The organism is Amphibacillus sediminis NBRC 103570 (genome assembly GCF_001552275.1).
GTDB lineage: Bacteria > Bacillota > Bacilli > Bacillales > Amphibacillaceae > Amphibacillus_B > Amphibacillus_B sediminis.
The window spans coordinates 32,837-58,302 of sequence record NZ_BCQW01000010.1 but is presented as its reverse complement, the minus strand read 5'-3'; the positions used below and the strand labels follow the sequence as shown (position 1 = coordinate 58,302).

General features: G+C 38.9%; 20 protein-coding genes, 1 tRNA gene and 1 pseudogene. 14 read left to right on the top strand and 8 right to left on the bottom strand.

All coding sequences use genetic code 11. The annotated features are described in order from the left end of the window. Window positions 1-79: 79 nt before the first annotated feature. The 7 genes and pseudogenes from ASE01S_RS08180 (at window position 80) to ASE01S_RS08150 (ending at window position 10,566) form a co-directional block, all read left to right on the top strand. Window positions 80-2,197, top strand: coding sequence for an ATP-dependent Clp protease ATP-binding subunit (locus tag ASE01S_RS08180; protein WP_067840870.1), 2,118 nt, complete (start codon window positions 80-82; stop codon window positions 2,195-2,197). Between the two features lie 283 nt (window positions 2,198-2,480). Then, the gene (gene vanG / locus ASE01S_RS08175; protein ID WP_067840867.1) at window positions 2,481-3,527 is read left to right on the top strand and encodes a D-alanine--D-serine ligase VanG; all 1,047 of its coding nucleotides are present in this window, start codon (window positions 2,481-2,483) and stop codon (window positions 3,525-3,527) included. Continuing rightward, window positions 3,524-4,288, top strand: coding sequence for a D-alanyl-D-alanine carboxypeptidase family protein (locus ASE01S_RS08170; RefSeq protein WP_067840865.1), 765 nt, complete (start codon window positions 3,524-3,526; stop codon window positions 4,286-4,288). Before vanG ends, ASE01S_RS08170 begins: the two co-directional genes overlap by 4 nt. Further along, window positions 4,285-6,443 (top strand): annotated as a pseudogene (gene vanT, locus ASE01S_RS08165) (serine racemase VanT catalytic subunit). The gene ASE01S_RS08170 and the pseudogene vanT overlap by 4 nt, the downstream one beginning before the upstream one ends. A gap of 267 nt (window positions 6,444-6,710) precedes the next feature. Further along, on the top strand, window positions 6,711-7,550 hold the full coding sequence (locus ASE01S_RS08160) for a dimethylarginine dimethylaminohydrolase family protein (protein WP_067840862.1): 840 nt from the start codon (window positions 6,711-6,713) through the stop codon (window positions 7,548-7,550). Between the two features lie 227 nt (window positions 7,551-7,777). Continuing rightward, the gene (locus ASE01S_RS08155) at window positions 7,778-8,110 is read left to right on the top strand and encodes an ArsR/SmtB family transcription factor (RefSeq protein ID WP_067840860.1); all 333 of its coding nucleotides are present in this window, start codon (window positions 7,778-7,780) and stop codon (window positions 8,108-8,110) included. 449 nt (window positions 8,111-8,559) lie between these two features. After that, the gene (locus tag ASE01S_RS08150; protein ID WP_067840858.1) at window positions 8,560-10,566 is read left to right on the top strand and encodes a heavy metal translocating P-type ATPase; all 2,007 of its coding nucleotides are present in this window, start codon (window positions 8,560-8,562) and stop codon (window positions 10,564-10,566) included. Between the two features lie 337 nt (window positions 10,567-10,903). On the opposite strand, the gene ASE01S_RS08145 is transcribed toward ASE01S_RS08150, so the two are convergent. From ASE01S_RS08145 to abc-f (ASE01S_RS08120), 6 genes are all read right to left on the bottom strand, one after another. Beyond that, entirely contained in the window at window positions 10,904-11,683 is a 780-nt protein-coding gene (locus tag ASE01S_RS08145) for an ABC transporter permease (protein ID WP_067840855.1), read from the bottom strand. After that, the gene (locus tag ASE01S_RS08140) at window positions 11,680-12,582 is read right to left on the bottom strand and encodes an ABC transporter ATP-binding protein (protein ID WP_067840853.1); all 903 of its coding nucleotides are present in this window, start codon (window positions 12,580-12,582) and stop codon (window positions 11,680-11,682) included. Before ASE01S_RS08140 ends, ASE01S_RS08145 begins: the two co-directional genes overlap by 4 nt. A 22-nt stretch (window positions 12,583-12,604) precedes the next feature. Further along, on the bottom strand, window positions 12,605-12,808 hold the full coding sequence (locus ASE01S_RS08135; RefSeq protein WP_067840850.1) for a PLDc N-terminal domain-containing protein: 204 nt from the start codon (window positions 12,806-12,808) through the stop codon (window positions 12,605-12,607). 169 nt (window positions 12,809-12,977) lie between these two features. After that, window positions 12,978-13,613, bottom strand: coding sequence for an SdpI family protein (locus ASE01S_RS08130; protein WP_067840848.1), 636 nt, complete (start codon window positions 13,611-13,613; stop codon window positions 12,978-12,980). Next, on the bottom strand, window positions 13,610-13,882 hold the full coding sequence (locus ASE01S_RS08125) for an autorepressor SdpR family transcription factor (protein ID WP_067840845.1): 273 nt from the start codon (window positions 13,880-13,882) through the stop codon (window positions 13,610-13,612). The genes ASE01S_RS08130 and ASE01S_RS08125 overlap by 4 nt, the downstream gene beginning before the upstream one ends. Window positions 13,883-14,326: 444 nt before the next feature. Then, window positions 14,327-15,895 carry a ribosomal protection-like ABC-F family protein gene (gene abc-f / locus ASE01S_RS08120; RefSeq protein ID WP_373277941.1) on the bottom strand — a complete coding sequence of 523 codons (1,569 nt, stop codon included), beginning with the start codon at window positions 15,893-15,895 and terminating at the stop codon, window positions 14,327-14,329. A 534-nt stretch (window positions 15,896-16,429) separates the two neighbouring features. Between abc-f (ASE01S_RS08120) and ASE01S_RS08115 the strand changes: the two genes are divergently transcribed. The 3 genes from ASE01S_RS08115 (at window position 16,430) to ASE01S_RS08105 (ending at window position 19,127) form a co-directional block, all read left to right on the top strand. Then, window positions 16,430-16,502: transfer RNA gene (locus tag ASE01S_RS08115), tRNA-Ala, on the top strand. Window positions 16,503-16,651: 149 nt separating this feature from the next. Next, a complete protein-coding gene (locus ASE01S_RS08110) occupies window positions 16,652-17,110 on the top strand; it encodes a PH domain-containing protein (RefSeq protein ID WP_067840843.1) in 459 nt (152 codons plus the stop codon). 469 nt (window positions 17,111-17,579) lie between these two features. Continuing rightward, on the top strand, window positions 17,580-19,127 hold the full coding sequence (locus ASE01S_RS08105) for an FAD-dependent oxidoreductase (RefSeq protein ID WP_067840841.1): 1,548 nt from the start codon (window positions 17,580-17,582) through the stop codon (window positions 19,125-19,127). A gap of 205 nt (window positions 19,128-19,332) precedes the next feature. On the opposite strand, the gene abc-f (ASE01S_RS08100) is transcribed toward ASE01S_RS08105, so the two are convergent. Both abc-f (ASE01S_RS08100) and ASE01S_RS16335 read right to left on the bottom strand, forming a co-directional pair. Beyond that, the gene (gene abc-f, locus ASE01S_RS08100; RefSeq protein WP_067840839.1) at window positions 19,333-21,153 is read right to left on the bottom strand and encodes a ribosomal protection-like ABC-F family protein; all 1,821 of its coding nucleotides are present in this window, start codon (window positions 21,151-21,153) and stop codon (window positions 19,333-19,335) included. A gap of 97 nt (window positions 21,154-21,250) precedes the next feature. Next, window positions 21,251-21,397, bottom strand: coding sequence for an RAxF-45 family protein (locus tag ASE01S_RS16335; protein WP_281176894.1), 147 nt, complete (start codon window positions 21,395-21,397; stop codon window positions 21,251-21,253). Between the two features lie 141 nt (window positions 21,398-21,538). On the opposite strand from ASE01S_RS16335, the gene ASE01S_RS08095 reads away from it, so the two are divergent. The 4 genes from ASE01S_RS08095 to ASE01S_RS08080 all read left to right on the top strand — a co-directional run bounded on the left by ASE01S_RS08095 (window position 21,539) and on the right by ASE01S_RS08080 (window position 25,405). After that, entirely contained in the window at window positions 21,539-22,069 is a 531-nt protein-coding gene (locus ASE01S_RS08095) for a PadR family transcriptional regulator (protein ID WP_067840837.1), read from the top strand. Window positions 22,070-22,155: 86 nt separating this feature from the next. Beyond that, complete coding sequence (locus ASE01S_RS08090; RefSeq protein WP_067840835.1) at window positions 22,156-22,845, top strand: ABC transporter ATP-binding protein; 690 nt, start codon at window positions 22,156-22,158, stop codon at window positions 22,843-22,845. An 11-nt stretch (window positions 22,846-22,856) separates the two neighbouring features. Further along, complete coding sequence (locus tag ASE01S_RS08085; RefSeq protein WP_067840833.1) at window positions 22,857-23,570, top strand: ABC transporter permease; 714 nt, start codon at window positions 22,857-22,859, stop codon at window positions 23,568-23,570. 125 nt (window positions 23,571-23,695) lie between these two features. Beyond that, on the top strand, window positions 23,696-25,405 hold the full coding sequence (locus ASE01S_RS08080) for an ABC transporter ATP-binding protein (protein ID WP_067840830.1): 1,710 nt from the start codon (window positions 23,696-23,698) through the stop codon (window positions 25,403-25,405). Window positions 25,406-25,466: the final 61 nt, after the last annotated feature.

The window sequence follows — 25,466 nt, the reverse complement described above, 5'->3', positions numbered from 1 at the left end:
ACTTGAAAGTCAAAAAAGGTCAAAGTATACTTAAAGTCAAAGATAGTCAAACTAATCAATCAGAAGGAGGAAAGCTTTTATGAATTGTCAAAAATGTCAAACCCGTCCTGCAACAATAGATGTAACACTTCAAATAAATCAATATACCGAACACTTACATGTGTGTGATACCTGCTTTGCTGAAATTAGACAACAATCCATGAATCCCTCAGGCTTTTTTGGCAACCAAGGTGAAGGGATGTTTGGGGCTCAGCAACAAGCTAACCAAACTAAAGTTAACCAAGCCAAACGCCAAAAAGGCAGAGGCGGTCTAATCGATCATCTTGGCCGTAATTTAACGGATGCTGCAAAAGCTGGATTAATCGATCCTGTTATCGGACGAGAGCAGGAAGTAAAACGTGTGATCGAAACTTTAAATAGACGAAATAAAAACAACCCAGTTTTAATCGGGGAGCCCGGTGTAGGGAAGACAGCTATTGCAGAAGGACTAGCTCTGAAAATTGTTGAAGGTAAGGTGCCACAGAAATTAGCGAAGAAAGAAGTCTATTTGCTAGATGTTGCTTCATTAGTTGCCAACACTGGTATTCGTGGCCAATTTGAGGAGCGCATGAAACAGCTTGTCCAAGAACTCCAACAACGAAATAATGTTATTCTGTTTGTTGACGAAATTCACTTATTGGTTGGTGCCGGTACCGCGGAAAGTTCACAGATGGATGCGGGGAATATTCTAAAACCAGCCTTAGCTCGTGGCGAACTGCAATTGATTGGTGCAACCACATTAAAAGAATATCGTCAAATTGAGAAGGATGCGGCACTTGAACGTCGCTTTCAACCTATCATGGTACAAGAACCTTCAACAGCAGAAGCCATTGCAATCTTACAAGGTATTAAAGATCGCTATCAGGCTTATCATCATGTTACTTATAACGATGAGGTAATCGAACAAGCCGTTCTATTATCAAAACGCTATATTCAAGATCGCTTCTTACCAGATAAAGCGATTGATTTAATTGATGAAGCAGGTGCTCGGCTAAACTTGGTACATGCTGAATCAGATAAATCTATGATCGAAGCACGTTTAGCTGAGATTGCGAAAGAAAAAGAAGCAGCAGCTGAACAGGAAGATTATGAGCGTGCTGCTAACTTACGTCACCAAGAGCTTAAGCTTGAGAAAAAACTTGCAGAAGCAGAGCAAAAGCCTTCAGCTGAAGTAACGGTTGAAGAGATCCAAACGATTATCGAGGAAAAAACGGGGATTCCCGTTAAAAAGATGCAAGCAGATGAACAGGCTAAAATGAAAAACCTTAAAGAACAGCTGGCTTCTAAGGTAATTGGTCAAGAACATGCAGTGACTAAGCTTGCCAAAGCGATTCGTCGAAGTCGAGCTGGTTTAAAATCGGCAGACCGGCCGATTGGTTCGTTCTTATTTGTTGGGCCAACAGGTGTCGGGAAAACGGAATTGACGAAGGTGTTAGCAGAAGAGCTGTTTGGAACAAAAGATGCCTTAATTCGCCTTGATATGAGTGAATATATGGAGAAACATGCCGTTGCTAAGATCATTGGCTCACCTCCCGGCTATATCGGCCATGAGGAGGCTGGTCAGTTAACTGAGAAAGTTCGTCGTAAACCTTATAGTTTAATTTTACTTGATGAGATTGAGAAGGCCCATCCTGATGTGCAACACATGTTTCTACAAATTATGGAGGATGGTCACTTAACCGATAGTCAAGGTCGAACAGTTAACTTTAAGGATACAGTGATTATCATGACAAGTAATGCTGGGACAGCTTTAAAGAGAAATCAATTAGGGTTTACTCAAAATAATAATGAAGCAGTATCCACATTAGAGAACTTAAGAGACTATTTTAAACCTGAGTTTTTAAATCGCTTTGATGCGATTATTCCATTCCAAGCCTTAGAACAATCTGATTTAGTTAAAATCGTTGACTTAATGTTGAGCGAGCTAGATCAACGTTTGGACCAACAAGGCTATCAGCTAGAAGTGGCGGAGGAGGCCAAGGCGTATTTAGCAGAAAAAGGCTATGATCCGAACTTCGGTGCTCGACCACTTAGACGCGTTCTTCAAGAAACGGTTGAGGATGGCATTACTGATTTACTTTTAGAAGAAGAGGATGTTAAGTTAATTAAAGTGAACTTAGAGAAAAACCAGATTGTCGTGACAAAAGGACAAGAATAAAAAGGATCTTGCTAAATTAACCAAGGGCAGAACGTAACCACGTTTTTGCCTTCTTGGTTTATTTTGTGTTTAATCGTGCGAAATTGTGCGAACCAATCTCATGACATGCTAAGTCCAAACTTGTCAACTAGGAGAAACATAGTCTATCAGATGATTAGACATTTCTATACATAATCGATATGATCAAAGAAATGAAACCTTTATCATTAATCTTTCGTCATTTTAATTAGAACAACTATAGTTAAGAGATTAATAAAAAAATAGAGTAAAGGGTGTAAACATCATGAAAACAGTCGCAGTTTTGTTTGGGGGACATTCTGGTGAATATCAGGTTTCTCTTCAATCCGCTTATTCAATTATTAATAGTATTAATTTAAAAGAGAACAAGCTTATTTTAATTGGAATTACACGTCAAGGTGAATGGTTCAAATACTCAGGAGATATCGAAGCCATTAAGAATGATACATGGTGGCAAGATTCTACTTCATGTGTTCCTGTAGTTATTTCCCCTGACCGCAAAACGAAAGGTCTGCTAGTATTCAAGAATGACACCATAACGACAATGCCCATTGATGTTGCTTTTCCTGTTTTGCATGGGAAAAATGGTGAAGATGGTACGATTCAGGGTTTATTAGAGTTAGCAGGGATTCCATATGTAGGCTGTAATACACTGAGTTCTGCTCTTTGTATGGATAAAGATCTTGCCCATAAGCTTGTAAAAACGGCTGGGATCAAGGTTCCGGAATCGATTGTGATTTATGACAAGTTGTCAGAGGATGAGCTGTTGAATAAAGTCAGTCATTTGGGCTACCCATTGTTTGTTAAGCCTGTTAATGCGGGGTCATCATTTGGGATTACCAAGGTATTAGCAAAAGAAGAGTTAGCGAAAGCAGTAGAAACGGCTTTTGAGCATGATAGCAAGGTGATTATTGAGGAAGGAATTAATGGCTTTGAAGTTGGCTGTGCGGTACTAGGGAATGAAACTCTTACCCTTGGTGAAATAGATGAAATCGAACTAGTTGATGGCTTTTTTGATTATACAGAAAAATATACACTCAAAACAGCCAAAATTCATTTGCCAGCAAGAATTAATCGCGAGGTAGCTAATCGAGTCAAACAGGCTGCTGAAATTATTTATCGGACACTAGGATGTTCGGGATTTGCAAGAGTTGATTTATTTTTAACACCAGATCAAGAAATTGTCTTCAATGAGGTTAACACTATTCCTGGCTTTTCAACTTACAGCCGTTATCCCAATATGCTGAAAGGGATTGGGATGAGCTATGAGCAAATTGTCAATCAATTAATTGAACTAGCGGTAGGCTCATGAACACTCTAGTTTTTGAAAAAAGCGACATCACGAAAGGCTATTTAGTCCTTGCAAATGCATCACACCCTGTAAGCGGAAAGGTCACGTCAAACAAGCTTGTACCGATCCGATCAGACTTTGGAGAGATTTTACTGGATCAACAAGCAGCGATTATGTTGGCAAATATTACAGCTGTACTAGATTGTGCTGATCAGGTTCTGCCCGTTAGTGGTTATCGTTCCTATCAAGAACAAGAAATGATTTACCAACAATGCTTGGAAGAACATGGTCGAGCTTTTACCGAAAAGTTCGTCGCTTTACCGGGCTGTAGTGAACATCAAACCGGTTTAGCAATTGACCTTGCTGAAGCCAAAGCAGAGATTGATTTTATTTGCCCTGACTTTCCTTACACGGGAATTTGTGGGCGTTTCAGAGAGCTAGCGATTGAATACGGCTTTATAGAGAGGTATCCTGCTTGGGCTGAAGCGATTACGCAGATTGGTCATGAACCATGGCATTTTCGTTATGTCGGCTTTCCGCATTCAAGAATTATCACAGATAAAAGGCTAACATTAGAAGAATATACCGAGTATCTTAAGTCATTTTCCTTCGCTAATCAGCCCTTATGCTTTGAATCAGATAAACAAGTTTATGAAATAGGTTATACAGCGGTGAATGATCACCAGCCAACGATCATAGAAATTCCAGATGGTGTGGCTTATCAAGTCTCTGGTAATAATCAAGATGGTGTAGTAGTAACCGTATGGAGGGAGAAAGAATGACAGCAGTAACGAAGAAAAATTATCCAGGAATTGATTACTTTAGAATAATTGCTGCCGTTTTAGTTGTAGCAATTCATACATCACCATTATTAGGTATTAATGAAACAGCAGATTTTATTTTGACTCGAATTATCGGACGAGTTGCTGTTCCCTTCTTTTTTATGACATCAGGTTTTTTGCTATTTGCTAGAGCGAAAGAGGGCCAGCTACCTTTTTCACGCTTAAGCAAATTCTTGAAAAAAACATTAGTATTATACGCTGTTGCCATACTCGTCTATCTACCGCTAAACATTTATACAGGAACTTTGCTAGAATGGGATCTTGCTAGCTTTGTTAAAGCACTTGTATTCGATGGAACGTTTTATCATCTTTGGTACTTACCAGCTGTAATGCTAGCTGCTTTGATTACTTGGATTATGTTAAGATTTTTACAGCCAACTGTTGCCTTTAGCATTGGTATTCTTCTATACTTAATCGGACTTTTTGGTGATAGCTATTATGGCTTTATTGCAGAAACTCCATTTTTTGAGTCGATTTACCAACATATTTTTCAAATTTCTAGTTATACACGAAATGGTCTATTTTTTGCACCGATTTTCTTTTTACTCGGGGCAAGCTTAGTCAGAATGAAGAAAGAAATCTCGTTCAAGGCAAGTCTAATCGGTGTGCTGATATTTTTCATACTTATGCTTAGTGAAGGGCTGTGGCTACATAGCCTTGGCGTTCAACGTCATGATAGCATGTATATCATGTTGTTGCCATGTATGTTGTTTTTATTTCAAGCATTACTATTTTGGCAGGGTAAAAGTTATGTTTACTTTCGAGATCTATCTATGCTGATTTATTTGATTCATCCGGCTATCATTGTTGTTGTTCGTGGAGTCGCCCAGGCAACGGGCTTACAGAATTTATTAATTGATCACAATCTTATCCATTTTATTGCTGTTACAGTCGGTTCAATTGCTGTATCCGTCATTCTTGGCTGGTTCTGGCAAAGAGGGGGGAATTCGTCATGACTCAGGTGATGACTCGGTTAAATGATCGTGCGTGGCTCGAATTAAATCTGTCTAACTTACGTCATAATGTCGCTGTTTTGCAAGCTGCCTTTCCAGACGAGTGTAAATTGATGGCAGTAGTCAAAGCTAATGCCTATGGACATGGTGCTGGTAAAATAGCACTCTACCTCAATGATTTGGGTATCGATGCTTTTGCTGTTGCGACAATTGATGAAGCGATTGACCTACGTAACCAAGGACTAAAAGCAGACATCTTAATTTTAGGTTATACCGATGCGTCAAGAGCTGAGGAACTCTTTCGTTATAGTCTTACACAGGCCGTCATTGATTATCAACATGCTGAAGAGCTAGCGGCTTTTAATCTGCCTATCAAAGTGCAAGTAAAAGTAGATACAGGCATGAATCGATTGGGACAAAGCTATCAGGATTATGATCAGATCGCTAATATTTTTAGCTTTGAGCATCTTGAAGTGACTGGAATCTTTACACATTTATCAGTAGCTGATAGTTTAATGGAAGCGGATGTAGAGTTTACGAGGAAACAAATTACGCGTTTTTACAGCTTGATTGAGCAATTAAAAGAACGAAAGATTCCAATACCAGCTACCCATATCCAAAGTAGCTATGGTATTTTAAATTATCCTGAGCTTCGCTGCCAATATGCTCGAATTGGCATCGCCTTGTATGGTGTGCTAAGCTCATCTAACACTCCGACTCGGTTGCAACTCGATTTAAAGCCAGTGCTTGCTTTAAAAACGAAGGTTGCATTAGTCAAAAATGCTAAGCCGGGTGAATATGTGGGGTATGGCCGTGCCTATCAGGTTAAAAAAGATACAACGATTGCTATTATACCAATTGGCTATGCAGATGGATTGCCTCGAAGCCTTTCAGAGCAACAATGCGATGTTTTGATTAATGGCTCTCGTGCCCCAATAATCGGACGAGTTTGTATGGATCAGCATATGGTTGACGTCACGGATATTCCTCATGTAAAAAGAGGCGATATTGTCACACTAATTGGCAAAGATGGAACTGAAGAAATACGTGCAGAAGAAGTTGCTGGACATGCAGATACGATTACAAACGAACTACTTAGCCGGTTAAGTGAACGGATAGAGCGATTTTTAACGAATCATTAATTGTTAGGAAAAAATCTGGGCATGCCCAGATTTTTTTTATCATTTTTAGAGGTTATTACTTTTGCTAGAAGCAAGTCGTTTACTATCTGGACAACTTATACTCGTTTTTTGAATATTAGACGGTCACACACTTATATGAATAAATAAATGATAATCGTGAATCATGTAAAGTAAAGGTCTCGCATTTCCACAAGCTGGCAGATATCAGCTTGGACAAATACAAACTTCTGCTATAATATAAAGAGACATAAAACGGGAGGTCAGGCCATGCTTGTAGAACAAGTTGTTTGTCAAAACGAGTACGATAGGCTAGAACATGTTGTTGTAGTACCACCTAAGTTTATGCGGATTGGTAAAGTGATTAATGAAACTCAGAAGCTTTACAAAGAGGATAATATTGATATTAACAAGGCAACGGAGCAGCATCAACAATTTGTTAGTGTTTTAGAAAGAGAAGGCGTCAATGTGATCAAACTTGATCCTGACCCTTCATTAAATGAACAGGTGTTCACTCGTGATATTGGATTTACAATTGGCGATAAGGTCATCATTGCTGCAATGGCTAGTAAAGTTCGAGCAGAAGAAACGAAGTATTTAATTGAAAAGCTCGACGATTATCAGATACCTTATCAAGAGCAGCGTTCGTCTTCGATCGAGGGTGGTGACGTTCTAATCGATAATAATAAAATTTGGGTTGGGATTAGCGATCGTACCACTCAAGAGGCGATTGATCATTTAAAGTTAGAGCTTCCTAATTACCAAATTGAGTCGATTACCTTAACTGAAGGGATTCTCCACCTTGATTGCACCTTCAACATCGTTTCACCTGATTTAGCCCTGATTTATCAGGCTGGAATGGTTAAGTCTGATTACCAAAAGCTTAAATCCACTTATCAGCTTATTCATGTCGATGATGAGGAACAATTTACGTTAGGGACGAATGTTCTCTCGATTGGTGAGCAAAAGGTTATTAGCCTTCCTGAAAATAAAGAAGTTAATCATGCATTACGTGAACGAGGTTTCAAAGTTATTGAAGTTCCATTTAATGAAATTATCAAATCAGGTGGCTCATTTCGATGTTGTACCATGCCAATCACACGTCTGTAATTTAATAACCAAATAAAAGAGGGATTTAACTTCCTCAGCAAAGTCCCCACTTCTATAAGTGGAGAGATGAATACCCATTGGTCTTTCAATCAGTGGGGTACAAACCTCGGCTGAATCAAGTTAAACCCTCCAGCGAATACCACAGAATTTCAGTGGGAATTTATCGAGCAAAGCATCTGGGTGTAAATACGCCAAGACAGATTTGATATAGGAAGTGGGGAGAGATTATGTCTGAAGAAATAAATGATCAAGAAATGACACAAGAGGCTTATGATTTGGATGAGGAGACGCTCTTTGTTGTTTCTCAAACTTTTAAAGCATTAAGTGATCCAACACGCATTCGTATTTTGCATTTACTATCTTGTAAATCACATTCGGTTAATGAGATTGCAGAGCAGCTTGATCTGAGACAATCAACTGTCTCACATCAGCTCCGTTTTTTGAAAAATCTACGCTTAGTAAAGTTCCGAAGAGAGGGGACAACCTTGTACTATACGCCAGATGATCAGCATGTTATGGACATGCTCAATCAAATGATCGAGCATGCCTGTCACAATTAAGGATCATGTTAAGTAATGGTCTCACTAAAAACACTAATGTTTAATCACAGCCTGATTTATGCTGTATGCATTAGTGTTTTTTATGTAGTGTAAGTGGCTGGGGCTGCGATTACTCGCCCATCGAAGGGCTTCTGTAAGACACCCACTACAAGAAATAAAGGAAGATCATGTCTAAGTGTGAGATCAATAGCCAGTAACGGCCCGATTGGTTCAACTAACGATCAGTGGGGGAGAGAGGACGCTGACTAAGTTTGCGACGTCGTGTCGCAACGTCTGCACCAGCACATCCTCTGCGCCGAAACCCCCACTGAACGAAGTTTCACTTTTCAATAAATTTTTGGATATGCAACTTATTAGGAAACGAGTGATTAAAGCCTATTGTTTTCGATTTTAATATATGATAATATGTTCATATATTAAAATTACAAATTTGAATAGAGGGGATAGCTATGACAACACAAGGAGAAACTCTAAACGGGGATTATCATCACCACCACAAACATAATCATGGTGGGATCTTTGGTGAACAAACTGAATTAATTTTTTCAATTATCTCTGGCCTTATGCTAGGTATTGGCTTTTTGTTAAGCTTCATTAATACAATAGATACTTGGATTAGCGTTTTGCTATATGTGAGTGCTTATTTTTTTGGTGGTTATTTCACGACCAAAGAGGCCTATAACACGATGAAAAAGGGCGGATTTGAAATTGATTTTCTAATGCTCTTAGCTGCGATCGGGGCGGCAATTCTAGGTCAATGGGCTGAAGGAGCATTACTGCTATTTTTGTTTAGCTTAGGCCATGCTTTAGAGCACTTTGCTTTAAATAAAGCAGAAAACTCAATTGCAGCATTAGCACGTCTTACCCCTAAAACGGCGATTGTTCGTAAAGGGAACAGACAGGTTGAAGTCCCTATTGATCAACTCAAGGTTGGTGAGACAATAATTGTCAAACCCAATAGTATCATTGCGGCTGATGGTCTAGTGGTTAAGGGGAAAAGTAGTGTCAACCAAGCACCAATTACAGGAGAGAGCATCCCGGTAGATAAACAACCAGCTAATGATGATTCGCTTGCTTTTGACCAATTAGCACCGAGCCATCAAGTCTTTGCAGGAACAATAAATGGTGCTCAAGTTCTTGAGGTCAAAGTTTTAAAAAAGGCACGTGATACAACCCTCGCTCGACTTATTGAGCTTGTTAATGTGGCCAAAGAACAGAAATCACCAACACAGCACTTTACCGATAAGTTTGAAAAGTACTATGTTCCAGCCATCTTGGTTATCGTTATTTTATTACTTTTTGCTTTTCTTGTGATTGATGAGCCCTTTAGTGAAAGTTTTTACCGTGCTATTACCGTTCTAGTCGCAGCAAGTCCGTGTGCGCTAGCCATTGCAACACCAAGTGCTGTTTTAAGTGGTGTGGCACGTGCAGCAAAAGCCGGTATTTTAATTAAGGGGGGTGGGCCACTCGAAACACTTGGCCAGGTCAAAACGATTGCTGTAGATAAAACAGGTACGTTAACTAAGGGTGAGCCAAGATTGACAGACGTGATCCCTTATCAGGATATAACTAGAAAAGAAATACTGACCACTGTACTGGCTGTGGAACAATTAAGTGATCATCCATTAGCAAAAGCTGTCGTTCAAGGTGCATTATCAGAGTTAAAGGATCAACCGAAGGAACAAGCTCATGCGTTGCAAGCCTTTAATGGGCGTGGCGTCCAAGCTATCTATCAGAATTGTAAGGTGTTTATTGGAAACCGAAGCCTTTTTGAAGAGGAATTATCGCTTTCACTTCCAGCTGAGTTGGCAGAACGGCTGATTGAACTTGAAGCAACGGGAACAACGGCTATGGTAATTAGAAAAGGAGAGCAATACCTAGGCATCATAGGACTCATCGACCAGCCTCGACCAGAGTCTCATGCCGTAATTAGACAATTACAAGAAATCGGGATTAAGCGGATCGCAATGTTAACAGGTGACAACCAACAGGTAGCCAATCGTATTGCTGCTGAAATTGGGATTAACGATGTTTATGGGAGCTTACTGCCTGAAGATAAAGTGACAATTATAAATCAATTAAAAGAACAAGAAGATAAAGTTGCGATGATAGGTGATGGGGTAAATGATGCACCAGCAATGACCAATAGCTCGGTAAGTATTGCAATGGGTGCAGCTGGCTCAGATGTTGCCCTAGAAACAGCAGATATTGCGTTAATGGCAGATCATTTAAAAGCTCTCCCATTCGCCATGCAATTAAGTCGGAAAAGTAAGGCGATCATCAAACAGAATCTTTGGCTCAGTTTAGCCGTTACAGCACTCTTGATTCCTGCCTCGATCTTTAATTTTGCAGGCATTGGTATTGTGGTACTTATTCATGAAGGGTCTACTATCGCGGTTGTATTTAATGCGCTTCGCTTACTTGCCTACCAAGTAGATGAAAAGTTACCTGTTTAAACCTTTAACCAAATTCCACTAGGGGAAACGGTGATCTGACCATAATTGGCAGCCGCAGTTTCTCCTAATGGAAAAATTCCTATTTATCGTAGTGTAACTGTCTGGGGCTGCGATTACTCGCCCATCGAAGGACTTTTGTAAGCCTCCCCTTCAAGAAATAAGGGGACACGTCATGTCAAAGTGGGCGATCCAACATCCAGTAACGTTCAGTGGGGGAGAGAGGAAGCTGACTAAGTTCGTGACGTCATGTCGCAACGTCTGCACGAGCATATCCTATGCGTCGAACCCCCCACGAATGAAGTTTTACTTTATCCGATCGCTTTCAACGTCGACAAACTTATTTGAATAAAAGTTTTTGCTTTAATGTGTAGCAGGAGGTGATGAGTAAAATGATACTTAATATCACCGTGATCAGAGCAGTTCCCCAAAGCTCAGGAGCGATGTGATGACTGTGCAACATGACGCCAATATGCTGACTTAAATTGTTTGGAAACCATGGTAGTCGATTAGAAAAAATACTATTAAAAATGGACATGGCAACCAGTGTAAGTAAAGTTAGTCCAGCTACTAAACCAGGCGCTTGAACGATTGTGTTAAAAAAGATCGCTAATGAAATAACAAATATAATCCAACAGCTATAAAAGATGATCATCATAATCCAATCGCTAAATGGGATGGTTGCATATAAAATATTGACATAGTACCAGCCTACAAGCATTGCAAAGATAAATGCAGGAATGAAGAAGGATAGTTTTGTTAACCATTTAGCTATAACATAATTATGGAGCTTAACTGGCTTAACTAACACGAGTTCAGTAATGCCACTTTTCCGCTCACCGGCAATGGTTCCCATCGTTAGTAATATAACAATTAGCACGCCAAAGGTACTGAATTGAGCCAAGCCCATCATTATGGCGTCGGCAGCGGAGATTTCAGGAAGCTCTAACAACATTCCCTCTGGAATTCCATCAACTTTCTCCAAAATGATAGGTAAATAATAATTCGAGATCGGGTCCATAATAGCAAAAAGGACGAATACGATAGGTACCCATATCCAACTATAATTTCGTGCGATTTCTTGCCATTCTTTTTTGTAAATAGTGATAAGTTGTTTCATTTGCCAACCACCTCCACGAATAGATCCTCTAGTGTGGTACGAGAAACGGTAAACTGCATTAATGGCCAATTATGAGCTAAAGTGGCTTTAAGTATAGATTGACGAGCAAGTTCAGTGTCATCAATGATACACACCAAGTTATCTTTAACGATATGGACATCAATGATATGATCAAGCTGCTTAAGCTGTTCAATTTGTTGTTCGGTGTATTGAATGAGGCTGAGCTCAATTTTTTGTGTTTGGTACTTTTGACGTAACTCCTTTAAAGTGCCTTGTTCTACTAATTTCCCCTTATCCATTAACAGAAGGGCATCGCTGATTTCTTCAGCATCATTTAAAATATGTGTTGAGAATAGGATGGTCGTTTCTTGTTTTAACTCCTCTAGTAAGGTAAGGATCTCACGGCGACCAATTGGATCAAGTGAAGAAACAGGTTCATCTAGCATGAGCAGCTTTGGCTGATGGATCATGGCTTGAGCAATTCCTAATCGTTGCCTCATTCCGCCAGAATATTTACTTATTCGCTTTTTCTTAGCCTCAGCAATCCCAACTTTTTCGAGTAAATGTTTAGCACGTGCTTTTGCCTGATCTTTAGTTAAGTTAGCTAATTGACCAACATAGACGAGAAACTCTTCACCTGTCATCCAGCCATGGAAGACGGGGTATTGTGGTAAATAACCAATATATGACCGAATATCTGTGTGGCTATCTGCCCCGGCAAAAGCGATTTCACCTTTGGTAGGCTTAATCAATCCTGCTAACATTCTAAGTGTTGTCGTTTTACCAGCCCCATTGACACCAAGCAATGCCACACAACTACCAGGCTGTAGAGAAAAGGAAATGTTATTGACAGCGAAAATGCTATCATAATTTTTGGTTAAGTTGTTAACATGAAGCATATCTGTTCAGGCTCCTCTGCATTTAATTTTGTCGTCGTCCAATTACGAAGAATGAAATAGGTCCAATTGCACTAACCGTGAGGATAATAAATAACCATAACCACTTAGAGCCTCTTGTCTCTTCTGTCTTAAACCAAACAATAAGTGCAACAACCATTAAAATAAACTGTAAAATGATAAGTGGGAGAAGAAATTCAAGTATACCTTGTAATTCTGCCCATTCCATCTTAATCACCTCCTTTTTAGAAAATTAAGCTTAAGCGGATTGGTAAAAAATAATGATTTAGATTTATTATCATTATCAAAAATGATAATAAACTAAGTTTATCTCTTTCATTTAAGCTTGTCAAGATTGAAGGACAGTTTGACCGAGACAGCTCGATCAAACTGCAGTTCTATTTCGTAAGTTTTCGATGAAGCAGATACGAATAGACGAACGGGATAATAACCAAAATTAGAATGGTCAATAGAATAATAGGTAATAACATTGCTTCATTAAAGAAAGGCATAAAACAAAAGATAAACCCAGTTGCAATCAGTAATCGTGCTCCAATCCGGTGGGTTTTACGCCAAACTTCCTCATTCTCAAGGGTCCAAGGTGTCCGAAAGCCAACAAACCAATTAGGGCGAATGGTTTGCATATGATTGCCTACTGTAATAAACAGCACTCCGATTAAAATAGGAACGAAATGATGAATACCGATATCGTAGCCAATGCTGGTTAGAATAGTTAACAGATTAATAGCAAAAAATAAAACTAAGATACTGTAAGTGATCGTGCCGTAAGATTTAGAAAAAATCTTATGCTTATTCTTTTTTGGATCAACCTTTGGTAGGTTAAAGATTAAACCATATATAATTAGATATAAACCTAGATTTGATAGCATAGCAACCATTCGAGGTGCATACCAGTTTACGGTTCCATCAGCACCCCATTGCATTGGAACTTGATCTGGAAGTTGCTTATAGAAGAAAACCCAAGTACCAACTAAAATGATAAACATGATCAGAGGTAATAGATGTTTTTTCATTCCGATTCATCCCCTTTATTAATAAAATGCATCGCCCAACTAATTAATTCTTGAAATACAGTCGCATTTAAACTGTAAAACACAAATTGCCCTTCTTTTCTATCATAGACAAGCTCCGCCTGCTTAAGAATTTTCAAGTGTTGTGAGATACTAGGTTTAGACATATTAAAATGGTTTGAAATTTCTCCAGCGGTTAAATCCTTATTTTTTAATATGCTTAGAATCTCTCTTCTGGTTGGGTCAGCTAACGCCTTAAACGCTTCTTTCATCATCACTTCCCCTTTGTAAATTAGTTAATTAGTTATTTACTTAAATATTAAATTATTTTCTCTAAGTTGTCAATAAGATGAATACAAATAGGCAAAAAAATGAGTCTGAGACAAAAGTATAATTAGATAGATGAGATCCGAACATTAATACAAAGACATATACCGTTTCGACAAAACCCTTCGCTTTTACTTGCCAGCACAAAGGAGACATCTTGATAAATTCAGTGTCTCCCTAGCACTTACCAGCATAAAGGAGACATCTTGATAAATTCAGTGTCTCCCTAGCCGTGGGCACGGCTTTAGCTAACTGTGTGAAGAAAGGCACTTCACACAGTGGATCTTCAGCTCGTGCTTTCCCATAGGAGTCTTCGTTTTTGTTTCCACTATGTTAAATGTTCGGATTCTCATGCTATCTATTTCGTTTTGTCCCAGCCTCATAGAACTTTACTGGTCATTATTCAACTGTTGTTTCTTTTTTAATAATTGTTGGAATTCTTGTTCAAGTTCTTCACTAGGTTCGATACTAAGTTTACCTAATACTTCTGAAATACGTGTTTCCAAAATCATTAGATCTAGTTCTTCTTCTTCAGGCATTAGCCGTTGTTGATAGTCGTGTAGTGATCCAGGGAAGAAGCTGAGTTGTTGATGCTCAATTAAGATCAATTTTTCAGCTAGCTGCTCAACCAAACGTTGATCATGGGAAACAAAGATCAGCGTGCCCGGATAGTCAAGCAAAAGTGATTCGAGTGCTTCAACAGCCTCTAAATCTAGAAAATTCGTTGGTTCATCTAATATTAGAGTATTGACATGACTCACAAAAAGCTTGGCTAAGGTCACTTTTACTCGTTCTCCACCGCTTAGCACTTCAACAGGTTTATAGACATCATCACGATAAAAATGGAGTCTTGCTAAAACTGTTCGAATTAATGTTTCCGATTGTTGTGAAGTCTCACGGACATTGTTTAAGATTGAATCGTAAAGCTTTAATTCGGTAAGTTTTTGACTAAAGTAGCCAATTTTGAGAGCAGGGGAGAGGGACATACCCTCGACCTGATCGATGATTTGCTTTACTAAGGTCGACTTCCCCACTCCGTTATTACCAATAATGGCTACTTTATCCCCACCATTAATTTGAAAGCTAGCTGGGGCCCATAACTTGCGAGCACCGACATAACCTTCTATGTTGGCAGCTCTAATTACAACGCGGCCTGTTAAGCGATCCACTTCAGGTAATTCCATTTTAATTGGATCCTCCTGATAAACTTTATCAACTTTTTCAAGCTTGTTTAACCGAGTTTCAATGGCTTTTTTTGTTTGTTCAAGCTTTTTTTGCTTTTTGGCAAAGTATGGTTTAGCTCCTGTAATCTTTGCTTCTGATCGGCTAACTTGCTTTGGCTTTTTAGTTGCCCGCTGTGCTTTTTGTTCCTTTAAAACTAAGGCGCGCTCAAGCTGCCTTTTTGTTTGAAGATATTGTTGATAGGCAGCCTCTTGTTGTTCAATTTCTAAGCGTACTTGCTTTTGATAGTCACTGTAATTGCCTTGATAGACTTTAATTTTTTTTTGGTCAATTACCCATATTTGCTTACAAATTGTATCAAGGAAATAGCGATCATGGGCAACGACAATAATCGCACCATGCCAACGCTTGAATTGCTGAGCTAATTTATCGATGTGTTTTTTGTCCAAGTTAGTTGTTGGTTCATCCGCTAATAAAAGATCAGCTTTTTTAGCTATTGCTTTGTCAATATAGCGTTGTGATACTTCTCCTCCACTTTCCGTTGTGCTCGTGTCCTTAAGCTGTGGCAACAATTGCATTGTACCGAATCGTTTAACATGACCATGTTCCGGTTGATCATGTCCAGCTATTAAGTTTAGCAATGTTGATTTACCTGAACCATTTTTACCAATCAAACCAATTCGCGCCTGCTTATCAACTTGCAAGTGATCAATTTCAAACAGGCTTGCTCCGTTTATTTCTTTTTTTATATCAGTTAATTCAATCAAAATCATCATATCACTCCATTATCTGGAGACAAAAACGCCTCCTTATTCTAAATGGCAAGAATAGGAGGCATAGGCTAATAAGCATACTTAAACAAATTAGCTACATTGTTCAGTGGTTCATGTTATACCGATGACATCCTATTCTTGTTTATTAAATCAAGACATATTAAAATAAGCTTCTAAATAAGCTGAAAAGTTCACTTGATTTAATTAACCGTGTAAAAATAGGATTAATACTTCATCGGCCTAACCATTCACCCTTTCCGTTTTAAATTAATTATAGTTTAACCAATGACAGCTAGCTTTGTCAAACCCCAGAACGCCTACATTTCTATAAGTGGTCAGATCAATCTACCATGCAGTGAGGAGCAGTGCCGCTAAGATAAAACCTCTAGCGGATGTCACGGACTCCAAGAAGAGCAAAGCTTGATAAAGTCTGAGCGCAAGTACACCAAGGCACTTTTGACTAAGGTTAAATTAAAGTCAATTAAGGATTGTACTTTTTATTAAAATCCGCTATAATATTCTAGGAATTAAAAAAACGGGGCCTTAGCTCAGCTGGGAGAGCGCTACGCTGGCAGCGTAGAGGTCAGGGGTTCGATCCCCCTAGGCTCCATCATTGGGTATGTTGACTTTCTTTCGATTTTGAAAGAGAGTTTTTTATTTATTATTTAGATTAAGGGCGTGATCTGCTTAGTTTATCTATTCTTAATCAGATGCTGATGCAACAATGACAGTGTAAATGGGAGAGGGGGCTATTTTCTTATGATGTTTCGTCCAAAAGTAGATGCCTTTTATATTAACTTAATGATTATTGTTATACTGACGATCGGACTGGTGTCATTTTTGCCATTAGGACTTGACGAAGGAGTTAAATTACCAGCAATTCTTAAATCAGTTTCACTCTTCTTGGTTATGGCTGGTTTTATCTTATGGTGTTGCTGTACAGTCAAATATGTTTTTCATCAAAACTACTTACTAATAAAGGGTGGGCCATTTAGGAGTCGAATTTCGTATCAGGCTATTACAAAGGTTGCACCAACAAAAGCAATTTTATATGGCTATAGAATACTGACCTCAAAAGATGGGATTGAGATTTTTTATAAAACAGCTGCTTTTGGTAGTGTGAAAATTTCACCAAAAAACAAAAGTGAGTTTATCGCAGAGCTTAAAAAAAGATGCTCACATTTGCAGATTCATGGATACGGAATGGACGATGCTTAGCTATTTTTGATTCATAAGAGCTCATCATTTTTTCAATTCGATAGAGCTAGAAAGCACACCTTTTTCGATAAAGTGAAACTTCGTTCAATGGGGGGGTTCCATTCCCCACTGAACGTTAGTTAAACCAATCGGGCCGTTACTTCCGCTTATAAATGACGTGTTCCCTTATTTCTTGAAGTGGGAGGCTTACAAAAGCCCTTCGATGGGGCGAGTAATCGCAGCCCCAGCCAGTTACTCTGCGATAAATATCCCGATCTATTAAATGTTACTGTTGCCACTGTGTCAAGATGTAGACTAGCCTTCTCAGTACTCAAAAGAGTATTGAGAAGGCTGTTTGTTTTTGAAAAACTTATCTTGGGGGAGCATTTGATTTTCGCTTCAGGCAACACACAAGTGAAAGTTCCTCGTTTAAAAGAACAAAAATTGGAAACCCTAAAGGAGATATCAATTGATAAATGGAGGGTTACTGGTGACAGTTCAAGAGCCATATTGGCGAGATAAGATAAGTATACCGAATTTTAATCCATTGAATGAAGATGTGAAAGTGGATGTTGTAATCGTGGGAGGAGGACTAACAGGTATTACGACAGCCTACCTTTTAGTCAAGGAAGGAATAAAGGTTGCTTTATTAGAAGCAGACCATTTACTGAATGGTACTACAGGTCACACCACTGCCAAAATAACTGCTCAGCATAATTTAATTTATGACGAGTTTATTAACCATTTCGGCCAAAGTAAGGCAAGGCTGTATTACGAAGCTAATATGGAAGCGATGCAATTGATTAAGGACACGATCGATGAACATCAAATCAGTTGTGACTTCAGCCAACAAGATGCCTATTTATATGCAACAACTGAACAATATACAAGTAAACTGAAGCAGGAGTTTACTGCCTATCAAAAACTAAACATTAATGCTGAGCTAGTTGATGATATCCCATTTAATATCAAAGTACAGGGTGCTTTGAAAATGGAAAACCAAGCGCAATTTCACCCGCTCAAGTATTTGACGCAGCTCATTAAAGTGATCACAGATGGGGGCGGGCTAATTTTTGAACAAACAACTGCGGTAAATGTAAAAGAAGATAATCACCATACAACTGTCCTTACCCGTAACGGGCACCGTGTTAGCGGAAAACATGTTATTGCTTGCTCACATTTTCCTTTCTATGAAGGAACAGGATTTTATTCAACAAGAATGTATGCAGAGCGTTCGTATGTGCTCGCATGCAAAACGAAAAAAGACTATCCCGGGGGCATGTATTTAAGTGTGGATCAACCAAGTCGATCGCTTCGATCTGCCATGATGAATGGAGAGGAAATTGTCCTGATCGGTGGAGAAAGTCACAAATCAGGACAGGGAAAGTGTACCTGTGAGCATTATAAAGCGTTGGAAGCATTTGGACAGGATGTCTTAGGGATCGATCAAGCGATCTACCGCTGGTCCACACAGGATTTAATTACTTTAGATCGAATGCCATATATTGGTCCAATTACCTCAACACAACCCAATGTTTTGATCGCAACGGGCTTTAGAAAATGGGGGATGACGAATGGGACAGCAGCTGCACGCTTACTTAAGGATATTGTCTTAGAAAACGATAATCCATATCAATCGTTATATACACCATCTCGCTTTTATGCAGATCCAAGCCTTAAGCGATTTTTTAGAGAAAATGCTGATGTGGTCAAGCATTTAGTTAAAGGAAAAATGGAAGTGTCTCACAAGAAGCTACAAGATTTAGCTAACGACCAAGGGGCTGTAGTGAACTTAAAAGGGGAACGAAAAGGTGCTTATCGAGATAATGAAGGTCAACTCCATATCGTTGATACGACTTGTACGCATGTTGGTTGTGAAGTGAATTGGAATGCAGCTGAACGAACGTGGGACTGCCCTTGTCATGGTTCAAGGTTCTCTTATACGGGCGAAGTTATAGAAGGACCTGCGGAAAAACCATTACAGCGAGGCCATCATGATATGCTCGACAACATTACAGATAAGGATTCGGGTTACTAAAGCAATAGCTAATCTCTAATCGAGCGATGCCAGTAGAGATGGATAGGCTAAATTGACACTTCTATTTCGAGTTAATAGCTTTAGTTTTCAACAAATGAAAGGCTAGATTTAAGCTTTATACAAAAGAAATAGGCAACTCATATCGAGCCCTGATTAAATAAACCAGCTTGCACCGTTGCAAGCTGGTTCTCTTCATGAACTATACCTAGTCAAGGGTCTCAACAAGCTTAGCCCACTCTGCTTCTAGCCGTTGTTTTTGCTGAACAATTTTTGATTGTTCAGGCCCGATGACCTGCTCTAATTGTTCTTCTAGCTTGATAATGTCTGCCTCGAGCTTGTTCAGTTTAGTTTTTGATCGATCAGAACGGGTCTTGGATGTTGCTTGTTTATTCGAAAACACTTGGCTAGCAAGCTGTTGTCTTTTCTGTTTTGCTTCTTGATAATTACCTAAGTAATGATGAATTTGCCGGTCTTCAATCCAATAAATTTTAGTGAATAATTTATTAATAAAGTAGCGGTCGTGGGATACGGCAATAATCGTGCCTTGGAATTGCTCAAGGACATCCTCAAGCACCTCAATTGACTCAATATCTAAATGGTTGGTTGGCTCATCTAAAACAAGTAAGTTAATATCTTGCTGCATCAGTTGAGCTAGCCTGAGCCGCATTCGCTCACCCCCGCTTAGCTGGCTAATTTTCTTATACACGTGGTGTCCGTAAAACATAAAACGAGCTAAAAAATGACGCGCTTCAGACAGTACTACCTTATCTCTAAAGACATCCATGACAGATTCGGATGATAAGTGAGCAAAGGGTTGTTGTGATAAATAACCAATCTTCAGCTGACTACCCTGCTTAACTCCACCTTGGTCTGGGTCAAGCTCGCCAAGCATTATTTTTAATAATGTTGACTTGCCAGTTCCGTTATCCCCTATGATAGCAACACGATCTTTGAAGTAGACAGAAAGATTAATGTCCTCAAAGAGAAGTTGATCCTGGAAAGCTTTACTGACATTCTTGAGTACGATGACGTCTTGACCACTACGATTTGCTGCACTAAGATCTAAACCGATTCTTTTTGCCTCTAAAACAGGCTTAGACAGCTTCTTCATTCTTTCTAAAGCACGTTCCATATTTCGTGCTCGTTTATGCAGCCCTTCATTAGGTGGGTTAGCTTGATTTGCCCATATCCTCAGTTGTTTGATTGTTTCCTTCATTTTTTTTATCTTTTTCTGCTGATCTTGGTAAGCCTTAAATTCAGCTATGAGTCTTTCTTCCTTAGCTTTCATGAATTGACTATAATTCATTGGATAAATCGTTAACTGACCCTCCTCTAAATCAATGATTTTATTGACGATTTGGTCAAGGAAATAACGATCATGAGAAACAAGCAACACGCTACCAGAGTAGTCTTTTAGAAAATCACCTAGCCATTCGATTGCGGACATATCTAAGTGGTTGGTTGGCTCATCTAGGATAAGCAACTCTGGTGCCTGTAGTAAAGCATAGGCAAGCCCAAGTTTGGTCTTTTCACCACCACTTAATGTACAAAAGTCCCGATCTAATAAATGACTGATCTTTAGCCCCGAACTAATGCGAGCAATTTTAGCATCAATCTCGTAGCCGCCTGATAGGGAAAATTGGTCCTGCAATTGCCCATATTGATCAATTAACCGATCATAATATGGTAAGTCAGGTTGGGTTAGCTTTTGCTCAATGCGTGTCAGCTCATGTTTTAATTTTAGCAGGGACGAAAAGGCCTCTAATAAAAATTGATAGGCTGTTGTCGTGTTAGGTGTGTTTGGTATTTGAGCTAAGTAGCCGATGTTCAGGTTTTTTTTCCAATGAACAGCGCCATGATCAGGTGTTTCTTCACCGGTGATGATTTTGAGCAAGGAGCTTTTTCCGCTACCATTGCGACCAACTAGGCCAATTCGTTCACTTGTTTTAATTTCGAATGTTATATTTTCAAAGATAGTGTGACCACCATAAATTTTACTAATCTGATTTACGCTACAAATAATCATGTGTTGTCCTCCTAAATAGAACTCTACACACATGAACAGAAATAAAAAAAGCCATGGAGAACAACGTCTCTCATGGCTCAACAAATCGATTTTTACGTCATGTGGGTAAGAGATGTTCTGACTGTAGTGTTGCTATACGGTTACTAAAAAAGGGCATACGTATCCCGTCAACAACTAAAATGGCAAATTTTGCTCGGCTGCAAAGTAAGCATTTAATCATATTTTGACAAACCGAAACAGTCATATTCAACATCTTTACCCACCTCCAATCTTTTGATTATAGTCTATTTTACGTGAAATGATTAAATTTTGCAATTTTATCTTGACAGGATCATTCCATTTAAGTATATTATGAATATTCAAAGTTGACTATATGGAGGTTGAGATGACAAAATTATTAGTATTGGCTTTACTAGAAATTAAGCCAATGTCAGGCTATGATATTAAGCAAATGTTACAACTGTCAGATGCAGAGCGTTGGGCTGGAGTTTTAATTGGCTCGATCTACAATGCCTTGAAGAAGCTGGAGCAGGATGGTTATATCAAAGTAAAAGAAATTGCCCAAACAGGTCATCGCCAGAAAGCGATTTATCATATTACAGCTGAAGGGCAACGATACTGTCGGGACCTGATTGTTGAGTCGCTACAGAACGCGACAGTGAGTTATCCAACAACTCTATATGCCGGCTTATCCTTTGCGGATCGACTCAGTGTAGAACAAGCTAGAACAGCACTCTTAGAACAAAAAGACAGGCTAGAAACTGAATTTACCGCATTAGAGGAAGGCCTAGCTCTTAAAAAATCTGCTACAGGCAATGTGCTGCCACCTATGACCGAGCTAGTTTTTAATCATATGTTTGATGTCATTGCCCTGCAACAAAAATTTGTTGACCAAGCATTGGCCATTATTAAATAATTCCTTAGTCGCCTTTTTTAAGGCGATTAAAAAATAACCATATAGTCAAAGTTGAATATACATTCTTGTTTAAAGGGGTGAATTATATGAATTTAATTGAAACAAATCAGGTTAATCAGTTTTACGGTAACCATCAGGTCATACATGATCTAAATCTATCCATACCTAAGCATAAGCTTATCGCTTTGATTGGTCCAAATGGGGCTGGTAAGTCAACAACGATTGCTTTGCTGTTGGGCCTAATTAAACCTACAGCTGGCACAATTACTTATTGGGAAGAAGCGTTTCATGCCTTAACGGGAGTGCAATTACAGAGTACGCCTTTATTCTCAGACTATACGGTTGAAGAAAATATTAAACTTTTTGCAAGCTTTTATCGTATTGACCTGACTGAAGAGCTCCTAACAGAAAAGCTGGCCAGCTTTGACCTAGTCAAAAGCCGAAAAACGCAAGCTGCTAAGCTCTCGATTGGTCAACAAAAGCGATTAGCGATTGCCTTAACTACGATTCATCAACCAGAATTGGTTATTTTAGATGAGCCAACTGCGGGATTAGATCCGAAGGCACAAAAGCAGATACGAAATATGTTAATAAGTATGAAGGATGAAGGGGTGACCGTTTTATTCTCTTCACATGATATGGAGGAAGTAACACAAATTGCTGACTATATTATAATGCTCAATCACGGTGAGATTGTCGCTCAAGGTATTCCAACAGAGCTTGTCGAAAGACATCAAGCCAAAAATCTCGAAGAACTATTTTTTCAATTCGTATAGGAGGGGTTGTCATGCGTACAATTTTTTGGATCACGATCAAACATGCCTCTCGTGATCATTATTTATTAACGTGGTCGATTTTTATTCCATTGGTCGCGATTATTTCCTTAACATATTTCTTCGATTTTACACCGACTATAACCATGTTATTAGCAATTACTGCTATTAGTATTTTAATGTATGGTTTTATGACGACAGCTTTTCAAATTTTATCCCAACGAAGACGTGGTGTCTATCATGTATTACGCCTTACGCCAATGCCATTCGTACATTATATCATCAGTACCGCCTGCTCTTGGGCCTTTATTGCTAGTTTAGCAGGAACGATTATCTTCCTATTAGGTATGCTTTTCTTTCAAATATCGATTTCATTGATTGCTTTACCACTTATAATAGGATTGCTGTTTTTAGCAGCAGTCGGGTATGTCAATCTTGGTTTTCTCATTTCGAGTAAGGCAAAGAATGAGGGGCAGATGAGTATTATGGCAAATGTGATAACCATGCCACTTATTCTTGTTAGTGATGGCTTTTATAACTTAGACTTAGCACCTAGGTGGGTTCAGCAATTGGCTAGATATAACCCTTTTCAATGGCTATTAAATGGTTTGAGGGCAGCTGTCGAACACAACTATCATCAATATTTATTAATTGTACTTTTTTTAATAGGCTTTATCGTTGTAAGTAGTTTAATTGCTGCTCGGACATTTAATTATCGAATTGACTAGATCGTAAAATTACAAATCCCAAGACAAGTTACTTGTCTTGGGATTTATTTAGCGATATAATATAATTTACTTTTTTTTGAGTTGCAATAGAAAAAGAAGCAGCATGTTAAGAGGGGGGGATATCGTTGCTATCACGTTTTTTCGCATACTATAAGCCATATAAGGGCTTATTTTTGCTAGATTTTTGCTCAGCAGTTTTAGTAGGTTTGTTGGAGCTGGCTTTTCCGCTTGCCGTTAACTTTGTGATTGATCGGTTGCTGCCGGAAGGGAATTGGTCAGTTATTTTATGGTCCTCACTAGGCTTATTGTTGATTTATGCTCTAAATACCGGGCTTCATTTTGTTGTCACCTATTGGGGGCATATGCTTGGGATTAATATTGAAACGGACATGCGCCGTAAGTTATTTAAGCATATGCAGAAGCTTTCCTTCAGTTATTATGACAACAGTAAGACTGGACATTCTATTTCCCGGTTAACTAAGGATTTAGAGGAAATAGGAGAGGTTGCTCACCATGGACCTGAGGATGTTTTTGTAGCTCTGATGACATTAATAGGCTCATTACTTATCATGTTATCAATTGATTGGCAGCTTGCTCTTATTATCTTTACTGTGGTGCCATTAATTGTTGTCTTTGCTATCCATTTCAACAAAAAAATGACGACAACCTTTAGACGAATGTTTCGTGATGTTGCAGATATTAATGCAAGAGTGGAGGATAGTTTAGGTGGTATTCGTGTGGTTAAAGCATTTGCTAATGAGCAATATGAGCAGGAGCAATTTGCTAAAAACAATACCCAATATCGAAGTACCAAACTAGCTTCCTATAAAATTATGGCCCAAAACGTCACAGCAAATTACATGCTGATGCGTCTTATTACGCTATCTGCTCTTATGTTTGGTTCTTATTTTGTTATTGGTTCATCTCTATCACATGGTCAGTTTGTTGCCTTTATTTTGCTAACCAATATTTTAATTGGACCCATCCAAAAAATTAATGCAGTTATTGAAAGTTATCCGAAGGGCTTTGCTGGCTTCAAACGTTACACTGAAATTCTTGATACAGAGCCAGAGATTCAAGATGCACCAGATGCAGTAGACATTAATGTCGTAGGAAACATTAAGTATCAGAATGTTAGCTTCGGCTATGAAGGGTTAGAAAATGTCCTAAATGATATTAATTTGACGATTGCCCCTGGTGAAACAGTGGCCTTTGTTGGGCCGTCAGGTGCTGGTAAAACAACACTATGTAGTCTTTTACCACGTTTTTATGATGTGACAGCAGGTGCGATCACCATTGATGACATAGACATACGCAAAGTTAAACAATCATCATTAAGAAGTCAAATCGGTATCGTACAGCAGGATGTATTCCTCTTTTCGGGTACAATAAAAGAAAATATTGCCTATGGCAAGCTTGATGCTACTGATGAGGAGATTCTAGCTGCTGCACATAAGGCACGATTAGATGATTTTATTAAAGAACAACCAGACGGTTTAGAGACCGTTATCGGTGAACGAGGGGTTAAACTATCTGGTGGTCAAAAGCAACGTTTGTCTATTGCCAGAATGTTTTTAAAGAATCCGCCAATTCTTATTTTAGATGAGGCAACCTCTGCCTTAGATACCGAAACAGAGATAGCGATTCAAAAATCACTGAATGAATTGGCTAAAGGCCGGACAACGCTAGTGATTGCACACCGTTTAGCCACTATCAAGCACGCTGATCGTATCGTCGTTGTGACGAAGAATGGTATTGAGGAAGAAGGCTCCCATGAGGAATTAATCACTAAACAAGGTCCATATAGTCGCTTACATCAAGCGCAATTTGGCTAAAAATAAGAGGCTGACTCAAAACATTTAGAATAGTGATATGCTCCCCCTAAGGTAGACAGAT